This window comes from Thauera sp. 27 (assembly GCF_000310125.2).
Classification (GTDB): domain Bacteria; phylum Pseudomonadota; class Gammaproteobacteria; order Burkholderiales; family Rhodocyclaceae; genus Thauera; species Thauera mechernichensis.
The window spans coordinates 13,116-27,994 of sequence record NZ_AMXB01000020.1; the positions used below are offsets into that span (position 1 = coordinate 13,116).

At 68.3% G+C, this 14,879-nt stretch carries 13 protein-coding genes; 12 read left to right on the plus strand and 1 reads right to left on the minus strand.

Features of this window, described 5'->3' with window-relative positions:
• Nucleotides 1-16: 16 nt before the first annotated feature.
• The gene (locus B447_RS12080) at nucleotides 17-1,063 is read right to left on the minus strand and encodes an AraC family transcriptional regulator (protein WP_002940314.1); all 1,047 of its coding nucleotides are present in this window, start codon (nucleotides 1,061-1,063) and stop codon (nucleotides 17-19) included.
• Nucleotides 1,064-1,222: 159 nt separating this feature from the next.
• On the opposite strand from B447_RS12080, the gene B447_RS12085 reads away from it, so the two are divergent.
• The 12 genes from B447_RS12085 to qhpG all read left to right on the plus strand — a co-directional run bounded on the left by B447_RS12085 (nucleotide 1,223) and on the right by qhpG (nucleotide 14,873).
• Nucleotides 1,223-2,404, plus strand: a complete 1,182-nt coding sequence (locus B447_RS12085) for an isovaleryl-CoA dehydrogenase (protein WP_002931264.1) — start codon at nucleotides 1,223-1,225, stop codon at nucleotides 2,402-2,404.
• A 14-nt stretch (nucleotides 2,405-2,418) separates the two neighbouring features.
• Nucleotides 2,419-4,026, plus strand: coding sequence for a carboxyl transferase domain-containing protein (locus B447_RS12090; RefSeq protein ID WP_002931262.1), 1,608 nt, complete (start codon nucleotides 2,419-2,421; stop codon nucleotides 4,024-4,026).
• Nucleotides 4,027-4,035: 9 nt separating this feature from the next.
• Entirely contained in the window at nucleotides 4,036-4,827 is a 792-nt protein-coding gene (locus tag B447_RS12095; protein ID WP_002931260.1) for an enoyl-CoA hydratase/isomerase family protein, read from the plus strand.
• Between the two features lie 68 nt (nucleotides 4,828-4,895).
• Entirely contained in the window at nucleotides 4,896-6,899 is a 2,004-nt protein-coding gene (locus B447_RS12100; protein WP_002931258.1) for an acetyl/propionyl/methylcrotonyl-CoA carboxylase subunit alpha, read from the plus strand.
• A 210-nt stretch (nucleotides 6,900-7,109) separates the two neighbouring features.
• A complete protein-coding gene (locus B447_RS12105) occupies nucleotides 7,110-8,801 on the plus strand; it encodes an AMP-binding protein (RefSeq protein WP_002925631.1) in 1,692 nt (563 codons plus the stop codon).
• Nucleotides 8,802-8,817: 16 nt separating this feature from the next.
• Nucleotides 8,818-9,759, plus strand: a complete 942-nt coding sequence (locus B447_RS12110; RefSeq protein WP_002940316.1) for a hydroxymethylglutaryl-CoA lyase — start codon at nucleotides 8,818-8,820, stop codon at nucleotides 9,757-9,759.
• 66 nt (nucleotides 9,760-9,825) lie between these two features.
• Entirely contained in the window at nucleotides 9,826-10,026 is a 201-nt protein-coding gene (locus B447_RS22190) for a DUF1289 domain-containing protein (protein ID WP_083485734.1), read from the plus strand.
• Nucleotides 10,023-10,217: a DUF1289 domain-containing protein gene (locus tag B447_RS12115; protein WP_002940317.1), complete on the plus strand. Its 195-nt coding sequence runs from the start codon at nucleotides 10,023-10,025 to the stop codon at nucleotides 10,215-10,217. The genes B447_RS22190 and B447_RS12115 overlap by 4 nt, the downstream gene beginning before the upstream one ends.
• On the plus strand, nucleotides 10,214-11,134 hold the full coding sequence (locus B447_RS12120; protein ID WP_002925637.1) for an MBL fold metallo-hydrolase: 921 nt from the start codon (nucleotides 10,214-10,216) through the stop codon (nucleotides 11,132-11,134). Before B447_RS12115 ends, B447_RS12120 begins: the two co-directional genes overlap by 4 nt.
• 3 nt (nucleotides 11,135-11,137) lie before the next feature.
• A complete protein-coding gene (locus B447_RS12125) occupies nucleotides 11,138-12,859 on the plus strand; it encodes an ABC transporter ATP-binding protein (protein WP_002940325.1) in 1,722 nt (573 codons plus the stop codon).
• Nucleotides 12,860-13,552, plus strand: a complete 693-nt coding sequence (qhpE, locus tag B447_RS12130) for a subtilisin-like serine protease QhpE (protein WP_002940327.1) — start codon at nucleotides 12,860-12,862, stop codon at nucleotides 13,550-13,552.
• Nucleotides 13,542-14,873, plus strand: a complete 1,332-nt coding sequence (qhpG, locus tag B447_RS12135; protein WP_002925640.1) for a flavin-dependent monooxygenase QhpG — start codon at nucleotides 13,542-13,544, stop codon at nucleotides 14,871-14,873. The genes qhpE and qhpG overlap by 11 nt, the downstream gene beginning before the upstream one ends.
• Nucleotides 14,874-14,879 lie beyond the last annotated feature (6 nt).

Below are 14,879 nucleotides of genomic sequence, written 5' to 3' on the forward strand. Positions count from 1 at the left end.
GCGCGCTGCGTGCCCGCTATGCTGCGGAGCCTGCGCCCGTTCGATAGGCACTTGGCGCAGCCCCTGTCCACTCGCGGAATGCCCGCGCAAAGCTCTTCTCGCTGTCGAAACCGACGGCCGCCGCGACCTGCTTGACCGGTTTGCGGGTCTGCAGCAGCAGCCGGGTCGCGTGCTCGCGCCGGGCTTCGTTCTTGAGCTGTTGCAGCGACACGCCTTCCTCCTTCAGTTGCCGGTGCAAGGTTCGTACCGACAGGTTCAGCTGTGCAGCGACGTCCTCGGCGGTGTGTGCGGCCGCTGGCGTGGCAGCAAGGAGCTGGGCGACGCTGTGCACGAGCAGGCGGTCGCGGCGGTATTGCAGCACGGTGAGCGGGAGCGCGCGTTGCAGCATGGCCTGCAGCGCCTTCTCGTCGCGGCGTACCGGCAGGGTGAGGTAGCGGGCGTCGAAGCTGATCGCTGCAGCAGGGGCCGAGAAGCTTGCAGGCCCGGCGAACAGGTAGGCGTAGGCGTCGGCATGCGCCGGGGCGTCGAAGGGGAAGGCGGCTGCGGTCAGTGCGATACGCGAGTCGACCAGCCAGCAGGCGTAGCCGAGCAGGTAGCGCAGCGTGCTGACCAGGCAGAACTCGCGCAACTCACCCAGTTCGGTGTGTTCGGCAACCCGGATAGTCGCCACGCTGCGCTGGGGCACGAGCTCGAACACGATGTCCTCGGTCAGCAAGCGGTGGTGGCGGCACCAGCGTTTCAGCGCTACCTCCAGCGTCGGCGAGGTGAGTGACGCCCGGCACAGCATGCCATAGCTGCCCCAGGGCAGGCGGCGCGAGAACCAACCCAGCGCTTCGTCGTCGAGCGCCTGCATGGCGATTCCCGAGAGCAGTTCCATCTGTGCAGCGGTGACCCGTGCTGCAGGGTCTTCCAGCACTGCTGCCGGGATCTGCGCCTGCGCAAGTGCGCTGGCCGGATCCATGCCCCGCAGCCGGTACCCGAGGACGATCGCACGGATAAAGGCGATCGGCGTGGCGGCGCGGCCCCGAGTGAGGTCGGCGGGTGAGGGGGCGAGGATCTTCATGTGCTGGAATGCTAGCGGGCATGGCACGAATTGCAACCTCGATGGCACTCGGCGGGCGCACGCTGCGCTTAATCTCGTCCTATCTTCGGGCATGCGCCGTCCATAATGGATCTGCGCACTGCCCGCCGCGCCAGGACAACCTCGAGAAGGAGACACCCCATGAACGTGCCCAGCCTGAACTTCAACCTCGGCGAGACCATCGACGCCCTGCGCGACACCTTGCAGGCCTTCTGCGCTGCCGAGATCGCACCGCGCGCGGCCGAGATCGACCGCGTCAACGAGTTCCCCGCAGACCTGTGGAAAAAGCTCGGCGACCTCGGCGTTCACGGCATGACGGTGAGCGAGGAGTACGGCGGTACCGACATGGGCTACCTCGCCCACATCGTGGCGATGGAAGAGATCTCGCGTGCCTCGGCCTCGGTGGGCCTCTCGTACGGCGCGCACTCCAACCTGTGCATCAACCAGATCCGCCGCAACGGCACCGAGGCGCAGAAGCAGAAATACCTCCCCAAGCTGATCTCGGGCGACCACGTCGGCGCGCTGGCGATGTCCGAGCCCAATGCCGGCTCCGACGTGGTGAGCATGAAGCTGCGCGCCGACCGCAAGGGCGACCATTTCGTGCTCAACGGCGCCAAGATGTGGATCACCAACGGCGGCGACGCCGACACCCTGGTGGTGTACGCCAAGACCGACATCAATGCCGGCCCCAAGGGCATCACCGCCTTCATCATCGAGAAGGGCATGAAGGGCTTCTCCTGCGGCACCCACCTCGACAAGCTCGGCATGCGCGGCTCCAACACCTATCCGCTGTTCTTCGACGACGTCGAGGTGCCGGTCGAGAACGTGCTCGGCGGTGAGGCCAACATCGGCCGCGGCGTGCAGGTGCTGATGAGCGGCCTGGACTACGAGCGCGCCGTGCTGTCGGGCGGCCCGCTCGGCATCATGGCGGCGTGCATGGACGCGGTCGTGCCCTACATGCACGAGCGCAAGCAGTTTGACACCCCGATCGGCGAGTTCCAGCTCATGCAGGGCAAGATCGCCGACCTGTACTCCACCTGGAGCGCCTGCCGCGCCTACGCCTACGCCGTGGGCCAGGCCTGCGACCGCGCCGACCACGCGCGCACGCTGCGCAAGGACGCCGCCGGCGTCATCCTCTACACCGCCGAGAAGGCGACCTGGATGGCGGGCGAGGCGATCCAGGCGCTGGGCGGCGTGGGCTACACGAACGAGTATTCGGTGGGCCGTCTGTGGCGCGACGCCAAGCTGTACGAGATCGGCGCCGGCACCAGCGAGATCCGTCGCATGCTGATCGGTCGCGAGCTGTTTTCCGAAACCCGCTGAGCGGAGCGTCTGCGATGAGCGTGATCAAGTCCAGCATCAACACCCGCAGCGAAGACTTCCAGGCCAACGCCGCAAGCCTGCGCGCCCAGGTCGAGGATCTGCGCGCCAAGGCCGCCCAGGTCAGCCTCGGCGGCGGCGAGGCCGCACGTGCCAAGCACACTGCGCGCGGCAAGCTGCTGCCGCGCGACCGTGTCGGTCACCTGCTCGACCCCGGCACCCCCTTCCTCGAAGTCGGCCAGATGGCCGCGTACGGCATGTACGACGACGAGGCGCCGAGCGCCGGCGTGATTACCGGCATCGGCCGCGTGCAGGGCGTCGAATGCATGATCGTGGCCAACGACGCCACGGTGAAGGGCGGCACCTACTACCCGATGACGGTCAAGAAGCACCTGCGCGCGCAGGAGATCGCCGAGCAGAACAACCTGCCCTGCATCTACCTGGTCGACTCGGGTGGCGCCTTTCTGCCGAAACAGGACGAGGTCTTCCCCGATCGTGACCACTTCGGTCGCATCTTCTTCAACCAGGCCAACATGTCGGCCAAGGGTATCCCGCAGGTCGCGGTGGTGATGGGCTCGTGCACCGCAGGTGGCGCCTATGTGCCGGCGATGTCGGATGAGACCGTCATCGTCAAGAACCAGGGCACCATCTTCCTCGGTGGACCGCCGCTGGTGAAGGCGGCGACCGGCGAGGTGGTGAGCGCCGAGGACCTGGGCGGCGGCGATGTGCACACCCGACTCTCGGGCGTGGCCGACCATCTGGCCGAGAACGACGCCCACGCGCTCTACATCGCGCGCCGCATCGTCTCCAACCTCAACCGCACGAAGCCGATCAACATGGCGCTCGGGCAGGGCGAGGCGCCGCTTTACGACCCGGAAGAGATCTACGGCATCATCCCCACCGACACCCGCAAGCCCTTCGACGTGCGCGAGATCATCGCCCGCGTGGTCGATGGCTCGCGCTTCGACGAGTTCAAGGCGCGTTACGGCGCCACCCTGGTGTGCGGCTTCGCCCAGCTCCACGGCTACCCGGTGGGCATCGTCGCCAACAACGGCATCCTGTTCGGCGAATCGGCGCAGAAGGGCGCGCACTTCATCGAGCTGTGCGGCCAGCGCGGCATCCCGCTGCTGTTCCTGCAGAACATCACCGGCTTCATGGTCGGCCGCAAGTACGAGAACGGCGGCATCGCCAAGGACGGCGCCAAGATGGTGACCGCCGTGGCGACCGTGCAGGTGCCCAAGATCACCATGCTCATCGGCGGCTCCTTCGGCGCGGGCAACTACGGCATGTGCGGCCGTGCCTACTCGCCGCGCTTCCTGTGGATGTGGCCCAACTCGCGTATCAGCGTGATGGGCGGCGAGCAGGCGGCGAGCGTGCTGTCCACCGTGCGCCGCGACGGCATCGAGGCCAAGGGCGGCAGCTGGAGCAAGGAGGAGGAAGAGGCCTTCAAGGCGCCGATCCGCGACCAGTACGAGTTCCAGGGCCATCCCTACTACGCCACCGCGCGCATGTGGGACGACGGCGTGGTCGACCCGGCGCAGTCGCGTCGCATCCTCGGCCTGTCGCTGTCGGCCGCCCTCAATGCACCGATCCAGCCGACCAAGTTCGGCGTGTTCCGGATGTAAGGGGGCGAGATGAGCTACGAGACCCTGGAGATCGTCCGCGCGGGTGGTGTGGCGACGATCTGGATGAACCGTCCGGACGTGCATAACGCCTTCAACGCGCAGCTGATCGCCGACCTCACTGCCGCCTGCATCGAGCTCGATGCCGACAACGCGGTGCGCGCGGTCGTGCTGGCGGGACGCGGCAAGAGTTTTTCGGCCGGCGCCGACCTCAACTGGATGAGGGCCGCCGGCGAGGCGAGCGAGGCGGAGAACTTCGCCGATGCGATGAAGCTCGCCGGCATGCTGCGCACCCTGGCGGAGATGAACAAGCCCACCATCGCCCGCGTGCATGGTGCGGCTCTGGGTGGCGGCATGGGGCTGGCGAGCGCCTGCGATATCTGCATTGCCGGTGACAAGGCGGTGTTTGCGACTTCGGAGGTCAAGTTCGGGATCATCCCGTCGGCGATCAGCCCCTACGTGATCCGTGCCATCGGCGAGCGCCAGGCCTACCGCTACTTCCAGACTGCCGAGCGCATCAATGCGACACGCGCGGCCGAGCTGGGGCTGGCCCATGAGGCAGTCGCCGCCGAGGCGCTGGATGCCAAGGTCGAGGAAGTGGTCGATGCGCTGCTGCAGGGCGGCCCCAAGTCGCAGGCTGCGGCCAAGGATCTGATCCGTGCGGTGGCCAACCGGCCGGTGAGCGATGCGCTGGTGATGGATACCGCAGGCCGCATCGCCAGCCTGCGCGCCACCCCGGAGGCCAAGGAAGGCCTGGCTGCCTTCCTCGACAAGCGCCCTGCAGCCTGGATCGCGCAGGGCTGAATGCCGGAATTGGGCCGAAATTGCGCCTGGCCTCGCGCCGAACCGACACAAGACACGCTGGAGACAACATGTTCGACAAGATCCTGATTGCCAATCGTGGAGAGATCGCCTGCAGGGTGATCAAGACCGCCCGCCGCATGGGCATCAAGACCGTCGCGGTGTATTCCGAGGCCGATGCCAACGCCCGCCACGTACGCCTGGCCGACGAGGCGGTGCTGATCGGCCCCGCGGCGGCGCGCGAGAGCTACCTGGTGATCGACAAGATCATCGCTGCGGCCAAGCAGACCGGCGCCCAGGCCATCCACCCGGGCTACGGCTTTCTGTCCGAGAACGAGGACTTCTGCCACGCCTGCGAGCGCGAGGGCATCGTCTTCATCGGCCCGCCGGTGTCGGCGATTCGCGCCATGGGCTCGAAGTCAGAGGCCAAGAAGCTGATGGAAGCGGCCGGCGTGCCGCTCACCCCCGGCTACCACGGCGACGAGCAGGCGCCGGCTTACCTGCACCAGCAGGCCGACGCCATCGGCTACCCGGTGCTGATCAAGGCCGCGGCCGGCGGTGGCGGCAAGGGCATGCGCCTGGTCGAGAAGTCGGAGGACTTCATCGACCTGCTCGCCTCCTGCAAGCGCGAGGCCATCTCCAGCTTCGGCGACGACCATGTGCTGGTCGAGAAGTACATCACCAAGCCTCGCCACATCGAGATCCAGGTCTTCGGTGACACCCACGGCAACGTGGTGTACCTGTTCGAGCGCGACTGCTCGGTGCAGCGCCGCCACCAGAAGGTGCTGGAAGAAGCGCCCGCGCCCGGCATGACGCCCGAGCGGCGTGCGGCGATGGGCAAGGCGGCGGTCGATGCGGCCAAAGCGGTGGGTTACGTCGGTGCCGGCACGGTGGAGTTCATCGCCAACCAGGACGGTTCCTTCTACTTCATGGAGATGAACACCCGCCTGCAGGTCGAGCACCCGGTCACCGAGATGATCACCGGGCTGGATCTGGTCGAGTGGCAGCTGCGCGTCGCCTCGGGCGAGAAGCTGCCGCTGGAGCAGGAGCAACTGCAGATCCGCGGCCATGCACTCGAGGCGCGCATCTACGCCGAAGACCCGGCCAAGGGCTTCCTGCCCTCCACCGGCAAGCTGGTGCACCTGGCGCCGCCCGCCGAGTCGCTGCATGTGCGCGTCGACACCGGCGTCGAGGAGGGTGATGAGATCAGCCCGCACTACGACCCGATGATCGCCAAGCTGATCGTATGGGACATCAACCGCGACCGCGCGCTCGCCCGCATGCTGCAGGCGCTGGCCGACTACCGCGTGGTGGGTGTCGCCAACAACATCGAGTTCCTGTCGCGCCTGACGGCCTGCCCGGCGTTCTCGGGTGCCGACCTCGACACCGGCCTGATCGAGCGCGAGAAGGCCTATCTCTTCCCCGCCGACGTCGGGGTGGCGGACGAAGTGCTGCAGATTGCCGCGCTCGCCGAGCTGCTGCGCGAAGCGGCCCTGGCCGACAAGCGCGCGCAGCGCACGGCGGATGCGCGCTCGCCCTGGCATGCGCGCGACGGCTGGCGGATGAACGCCACCGCACGTCGCACGTTGCTGTTCCGTCATGCCGATACCGACCACGCCGTCGATGTCGCCTACCTGCCGGGGGCCTGGCGGCTCTCCATCGACGGTCGCAGCGTCGAGGCACGCGGTGAGCTGAACGAGCGCGGGCTGCTGCGCGTCGAGCTCGACGGCACGCGCATGGACGCCACCGTGATCGCCGCCGCCGGCCGCCGCCACGTCTTCGCCAAGGGACGCGCCTGGCAACTTGCTGCAGTCGATCCGCTGCACCACGGCGGCGAGGGTGGCGGCGCCGAGGGCGGCCTGCTGGCGCCGATGCCCGGCAAGGTCATCGCGCTCGTTGCCGCTGAGGGTGCCAAGGTAGAGAAGGGCGCGCCGCTGCTGATCCTGGAGGCGATGAAGATGGAGCACACCATCACCGCGCCCGCCGCCGGCACGGTCAAGGCCTTCCGCTTCGGCGTCGGCGACCAGGTGGGCGACGGCGCCGAGCTGGTGGATTTCGAGGCCGCCGCGGCCTGATTCACGCAAGGCCGATTGCTGTAGGAGCGGCGACAGCCGCGAGGGGTTGAAGGCGATGGCGTACGGGTCAGGTGCTTTAAAGGCTCGCGGCTCGCGCCGCTCCTACGGCAAGCCCCGCACGCCTGCGCCCTCCCTGCAGGAGCGGCGCCAGCCGCGAGCCTTTTGTAGTCGAAGTGGTACGCACACAAGAACAGGAGCGAGGACGACACGATGAGCAGCACCGCAAGCTATGTGCACGGCGCATCCGAAAAGCAACTGATCGGCCAGACCATCGGCCGCTTCTTCGACGAGGCCTGCGCCTCCCATGCCGAACGCGAGGCGCTGATCGTGCGCCACCAGGACGTGCGCCTGACCTACGCCCAGCTCAAGCTCAAGGTTGACGCGCTGGCCTGCGGATTGATGCGGCTTGGCCTCGAACCGGGCGATCGCATCGGGATCTGGTCGCAGAACAACATGGAATGGGCGCTGACCCAGTTCGCCACCGCCAAGGCCGGGCTGGTGCTGGTGAACATCAACCCGGCCTATCGCCGCTCCGAACTCGAGTACGCGCTCAACAAGGTCGGCTGCCGTGCGCTGATCCTGTCGCCCGCTTTCAAGACCAGCAACTACCTCGAGATGATCGCCGACCTCGCACCCGAGCTCGGCCACTGCGAGCCCGGCCTGCTGCGCAGCCACCGCCTGCCCGCGCTCGAGATGGTGATCCGCATGGGCGCGGACAGGTCGCCCGGCATGCTCAACTTCGACGAGCTGCTGCGTGCGCCCGCTCGCGAGGAGTTCGCTGCGCTGGCTGTATTGTCCGAGAGGCTGCAGTTCGACGACCCGATCAACATCCAGTTCACCTCCGGCACCACCGGCCATCCCAAGGGCGCGACGCTGTCGCACCACAACATCCTCAACAACGGCTACTTCGTCGGCGAAGCGATCAAGCTCGTGCCGGGCGACCGCCTGTGCATCCCGGTGCCGCTGTACCACTGCTTCGGCATGGTGATGGGCAACCTCGGCTGCCTGACCCACGGCGCGACCATGGTCTACCCGGCCGAGGCCTTCGAGCCGCTGGCCGTGCTGGAGACGGTCGCGCAGGAGCGGTGCTCCGCGCTTTACGGCGTACCGACGATGTTCATCGCCGCGCTCGACCATCCGCGCTTCGCCGAGTTCGATCTCTCCAGCCTGCGCACCGGCATCATGGCTGGCAGTCCGTGCCCGATCGAGGTCATGAAGCGGGTGATCGGCAAGATGAACATGTCGGAGGTGACCATTGCCTACGGCATGACCGAGACCTCGCCGGTGAGCTTCCAGAGCGGTACCGACGACCCCATCGACCGCCGTGTATCGACCGTCGGCCGCGTCCAGCCCCATCTGGAAGTGAAGATCGTCGATACCGACGGCCGCATCGTGCCGCGTGGCACGCCGGGCGAGCTGTGCACGCGCGGTTACTCGGTGATGCTTGGCTACTGGGGCGACGAGGCCAAGACCCGGGAGGCGATCGACGCGGGCGGCTGGATGCATACCGGCGACCTTGCGATCATCGACGACGAGGGCTATTGCAACATCGTCGGTCGTATCAAGGACATGGTGATCCGCGGTGGCGAGAACATCTATCCGCGCGAGATCGAGGAGTTCCTCTACGCTCACCCCAAGGTGCTCGATGTCCAGGTGGTCGGCATTCCCGATCAGAGGTTCGGCGAGGAACTGTGCGCCTGGATCATCGTGCGCGAGGGCGAGGGCCTGACCGAGGACGAGGTGCGCGCCTATTGCCAGGGGCAGATCGCGCACTACAAGATCCCGCGCTACATCCGTTTCGTCGACAGCTTCCCGATGACGGTGACCGGCAAGATCCAGAAGTTCCAGATCCGTCAGAAGATGAAGGAGGAACTCGGCCTCGACGAAGCGAAGACCGCCTGACCAGGAGCGTGCATACATGACCACACCGAAGCTGCCCAACGCCGTGCGCATTGTCGAGATGGGGCCGCGCGACGGCTTGCAGAACGAGAAGCAACTGGTTCCCACCGAGACCAAGGTCGAACTCGTGCGTCGTCTTGAGCGTGCCGGGCTCAAGGCGATCGAGACCACTTCCTTCGTGTCGCCCAAGTGGGTGCCGCAGATGGGTGACAACGCCGAGGTACTCGCGCGCGTGCTCGCGCAGCCAGCGGCTGGTGTCGCGTATCCGGTGCTGACGCCCAACCTCAAGGGCTTCGAGGCGGCGCTTGCTGCCGGGGCGAAGGAGGTGGCGGTGTTTGGCGCCGCGTCCGAGTCCTTCAGCCAGAAGAACATCAACTGCTCGATCGCCGAGTCGCTGGCGCGCTTCCGTCCGGTCACCGAGGCGGCGCACGCGGCCGGCGTGCGCGTGCGCGGCTACGTGTCCTGCGTGGTCGGCTGCCCCTACGAGGGTGCAGTGGTGCCGCAGGCAGTGGCCGAGGTCGCGGCCACCCTGCGCGACATGGGCTGCTACGAGATCTCGCTTGGCGACACGATCGGTGTCGGTAACCCGGCGAGCATCCAGCGCATGCTCGAGGCCGTGGCGATGCGTGTGCCGGTCGAACTGCTTGCCGGCCACTATCACGACACCTACGGCATGGCGGTCGCCAACGTGCATGCCTCGCTGCAGATGGGCGTGGCGGTGTTCGACGCTTCGGTTGGTGGCCTGGGCGGCTGCCCGTATGCAGCGGGGGCATCGGGGAACGTTGCGACCGAGGATGTGGTCTGGCTGCTGCACGGCCTGGGCATCGATACCGGCATCGAACTCGACGCCCTCGTCGACACCGCGGCCTGGATCAGCGGTCAGCTCGGCCGCGAGCCGGCATCGCGCGTGGCGCGTGCGGTGCTCGCCAAGCGCGCGCAGCGCGCGCCGGCTGGTCCATAATCCAGGCTTTGGATCATGAGCCTGCCCGCACGCACGGGCGGCCGACCTGCCAACAGAGAGCTTCGCATGAGTGTTCCTTCCCCCTGTATCAACATCTGCCGCATGTGTCCGGACACCGGCTGGTGCGAGGGCTGCCAGCGCACGATCGACGAGATCACGCGCTGGAGCCGCAGCAGCGACGACGAGCGCCGCACCATCCTGGCCGCGGTTGCCGAGCGTCGTGAATGGCTGGGTGCGACTGCGCCGATAGCGGAGACACGTGCATGAGCGGCGACGCCCTGTGTGTCGGCGTGTGCATGATCGACTGGGATTCCGGCGTCTGCCTCGGTTGTGGGCGCACCGCCGACGAGATCAACGGGGTGCCGGTTGTACCGCCGCCGCCGGCACTCAAGGCCGATGACGCGCCGGTACCGCTGCCGGCCAATGTCGCCGCCGAGCTCGGGGAGGGCAGCGATTGACCCAGCGCCCCCGTCTGCCGCGTACGCTGCAGGTGCTCGAGCGTGGCTGGCTGTCGGCGAACAACGTGGTGCTGGTCGACGGCGACGAGGCGACGCTGGTCGACTCAGGCTACGTGAGTCATGCCGCGCAGACGGTAGAACTGCTGCGCGACGCGCTCGATGGCCGCAGGCTGGGTCGGCTGCTCAACACGCACTCGCATTCGGACCACATTGGCGGCAACGCCAGCGTGCAGCGTGCCTTCGGCTGCTCGATCACCGTGCCCGTCGGCATGGCGCCGGCGGTGAATGAGTGGGACGAGCAGGCCTTGCTGCTGAGCACTGCAGCGCAATCGGGCGAGCGCTTCCATGCCGATGCCACGCTCAGCCCGGGCGAGCGCTTCGTCGCCGGCGAACTCGAGTGGGAGGCGATTGCAGTCCCTGGGCACGACATGGATGCGCTGGCCTACTACAACGCCGAGCGCCGCATCCTGATGTCGGGCGACGCGCTGTGGCGCGACGGCTTCGGCATCCTGTTCGCGGACGTGCTCGGCACCGGAGACGGCCTTGGCGAGGCGCGGCGGACGTTGGAGGAGATAGGCCGGCTGGCGGTGGATGTCGTCATCCCCGGCCACGGCGCACCGTTTGCCGAGTTCGACGATGCGCTCGGACGCGCCTTCGCCCGCTTGCGCGCCTTCGAGGCCGACAGCGCGCGCATGGCGCGCAACGCCATCCGCGCATGCATGACCTTCAAGCTGCTCGAGGTGCGCAGCATGGCGCTCGACGAGTTGCCGCGGCATCTTGCCGAGACGCCGCTCTACCGCGAGGCCAATGCGCGTTTTCTTGGACTGGACCCGGATGCGCTTGCTGCCTGGCTGGTGAAGGAGCTGGAGCGTGCCGGCGTTGCCCGCCGTGAGCATGGTGAGCTGGTTGCGCACTGAGCCATGCTTGCCCGCCTGATCCGCTCCGATCGGCCCGACGAACTGCAGCGCGGCCTGCGCTGGCTCTACGGTTTCGTGCGGCCGCAGCGACGCGCGATCGCGGGCCTGCTGTTGCTGTCGTTCGCAGCGACGCTGCTCGTGCTGCTGCAGCCCTGGCTGATCAAGCTGCTCATCGACGAAGGCCTGCTCGCGCGGGACTACGGCATGCTGCTGGCCGTCGCCGGGACGATGGTCTTGGTCGGCATCGTCGGCACCGTCCTTGCCGGCATCAACCGGCTGCTCCACACGCGGCTCTCCGGCACCATCCTGTTCGCCTTGCGCAGTGATCTCTACGGCCACCTGCAGCGCCTGTCGCCCGCATTCTATGGTCGTCAGCGCATGGGCGACCTGATGTCGCGCATCGATGGCGACGTCGCCGAGATCCAGCGCTTTGCGGTCGATAGCCTGTTCGCGGCCGTCAGCAGTCTGATCGGCCTCGCCGGGGCGGTGTTGCTGATGCTCAGCCTGTCCTGGGAACTGTCCTTGCTTGTTCTGGTGCTGGTGCCGCTCGAGGTGGTATGGCTGCGCTGGATGCGGCGCAAGGTGGAGGTCGATACGCGGCGCGTACGCGAGCGCGCTGCCGATGTGTCGAGCTTCCTGGTCGAGACCCTGCCGGCGATGAAGTTCATCCAGGCCTCCAGCCGCGAGGCCGACGAACGCGCACGTTTGGACGCGCTGGGCGCGCACTACCTGGGCGGGCTGCTGCGTCTGCAGCGCACCGAATTCCTGACTCATGCCGTGCCGGCGACCCTGACCTCGCTGACACGCGCTGCCGCATTCGTGATCGGCGGCTGGTGGGTGATCAACGACGCCTGGCAGCTCGGCGCGCTGATTGCGTTCTCGACCTACCTCGGCATGGCGACCGGCCCGGTCAACAGCCTGCTCGGCCTGTACGTGGCAGTGCAGCGCATGAGCGTGAGCCTGATGCGGGTGAGCGAGTTGCGCGAGGCGCCGGTGGACGTCGAAATGCGCGTCGGGCTGCGTGCGCCGGACGCCGCATGGCGGGGCGGGATCGAGCTCGACGGTGTGGTCTTTCGCCACCCTGGGCGTCAGGAAGCCGTGCTCGATGGCGCTTCGGTGAGCATTCCGGCCGGCAGCAAGGTGGCGCTGACCGGCGCCTCGGGCGTGGGCAAGTCCACGCTCATCGATCTGTTGCATCGCCATTACGATCCTGCCGCCGGTGCAATCAGGATCGACGGCGTGGACCTGCGCGCGCTCGCCCTCAATGAGCTGCGTCGCGCGGTGGCGGTCGTCAGCCAGGACATCGTGCTGTTCCGCGGCTCGCTCGCGGCCAACATCCGCTATGCCGCGCCGCAGGCCGACGATGCCGCTGTACGCGAGGCGGCGCGGCGGGCGCAGCTCGATGTGCTGATCGCGCAGTTGCCGCAAGGGCTCGATACGCCCTTGGGCGAGCGCGGCCAGCAGTTGTCGGGCGGCCAGCGCCAGCGTATCGCGATCGCCCGTGCGCTGTTGCAGGACCCCTGCGTCCTGGTCCTCGACGAGGCGACCTCGGCGGTCGACGAAGCGACCGAGGCCGCGGTGATCGCCGAGGTCGATGCCCTGTTCGCTGGGCGTACGCGCATCCTGATCAGTCATCGTGCAGCCACGCTGTGCGGGTGCGATCTGCGCCTGCGCCTGGAGGGCGGCCGGATCGACGTCCTCGACCTGCCTGCGGAGCTCGCCTAGGTGGCGGCCGCGGCGCTGCGGGTGGCGTTCGTCGATAGCGGCTGCGCCCCCAGACACCAGAATTGCGTTGCGGCCGCGGCAGCCTTCGTGCTCGATGACCGCGGCGTGCGGCGCATCGAAGCGGCGCCCGACGCGCTCGGACACGGCTGCCGCGTCGCCGATATCCTGCTGCATTGCGCACCCCGGATCGACCTCCTGGTCGCCCAGGTTTTCCGCGAACGTCTCGGTACCACGCCGCTGCAGGTGGCTGCCGCGATCGACTGGGCGGTCGAGTGCGGTGCCGGCCTGATCAACCTCAGCCTTGGCCTGCGTGAGCCGCGCCCCGTGCTCGCCGCCGCCTGTGCGCGCGCGCGCGCCGCGGGCGTGGTGCTGTGTGCGGCTGCACCGGCACGGGGCCCGGCGGTGTATCCAGCAGGCTTCGCGGGTGTGCTGCGGGTGACCGGCGATGCGCGTTGCGCGCCGTCCGAAATCGCGGCCCTGGGCGCGGAGCATGCCGATTTCGGCTCCCATGTGCGGCCGCTAGACGGCACACTGTCCGGCGCCGGCGCCAGCATGGCTTGTGCCTGGCTGAGTGGCCTCGCTGCCCGTCACCTGGCGGCGGCAGGCAGTGCCGACCAGCTGCATGCATGGTTGCGTGCGCAGGCTCGCCACCATGGTGTGGACAATCCGGGGAGCAGGACGCATGAGCAATGAGGGAATCGTGGTCATCGGCGCCGGGCCGGCGGGTGCGGCGACCGCGCTGGGGCTGGCCCGGCTCGGCGAGCCCGTCGTGCTGGTCGGCGAGCCGCGTCGGTTTGCCGCTGTCGAGGGGGTGTCGTCGCGGGTCATCGAGGCCCTCCGCAGTCTGGGTTTCGAGCGCGCGCTCGATGCCTTCGCGCCGCCCTCCCCGCGGCGAGCGAACTGGAACGGGGTGCATGCCGAGGCCAACTCCGAGAGCCTCGTCGATCGGCAGTGCTTCGATCGCGCCATGCTCGTGGATCTGGAGCGCCTGGGGGTGCAGGTGGTGCGCGGGCGCGTTACCGCCGTGCACGCGGAGCAGGGGCGCTACCGGATCGGCGTGGACGCCGCCGATCGCCGTCTTGCCCTGGCTGCGGACTTCGTGGTCGAGGCCCGTGGCCGTGCTGCCCCTGCAGGCGGGCGGCCGCGGCTGCGTGGGGTGGAGACGGTGTCGCTGCTGCAGTACTGGAGAGGCCCGGAAACCTCACCGGGTTCGACGGTGCAGAGCTGCGAGGATGGCTGGATGTGGATGGCTGCACTGGCAGATGGGCGGCGCTATCTGCAGCTGACCCTGGATGTCGCCACCGCAAGCCTGCCTGCCAAGAAGGCGCTCGGCGACTACTGCCGTGCGCGCTTCGAGGCTGTCGACGCGGCTGCAGCCTTCATGGCCGATGCGGCGCCGGTCGGCGAGCCCCATGCGCGTACCAGCACGGCCGTGCTCGGTGGCGAGGTCGCCGGCGACGACTGGCTTCGCGTCGGCGATGCGGCGATGGCGGTCGATCCGCTATCGGGCAACGGCATCTTCCAGGCGCTGTCTTCCGCCTTGCAGGCGCCGGCGGTGGTGGCGACGCTGCGCCATGACCCCGAGCATGGCGGACTTGCCCGGCGCTTCCACCAGCAGCGCATCGAACACCTTTTTCACCGCTTCGCCCGCATTGGCCGGGACTTCTACGCGCAGGAGTCGCGCTGGTCCGATGCGCCATTCTGGGCGGCGCGGCGCAGCTGGCCCGACGCCGCACCAGTGCACGCGGCGGTGACGCCGGAGACGGTGGGCATCGACAGCCGTCCGGTGGTCAAGGACGGCCGCATCGTCGAGCGGACGGTGGTGGTGACGCCCGAGCAGCCGCTCGGCGTGTGGCATCTGGACGGGGTGGAGCTTGCGCCGGCGCTGTGCGCGCTGCGTGCGGCGGGCGCGGGGGTGTCTCCTGAGGCGGTGCTGGAGGCCCGGCTGGGCCTTGCCGCGCCCCGGGCTTCGCAGATCGTGGGCTGGATGAAGGGTCAGGGGTGGATTTCCTGAGGCTGC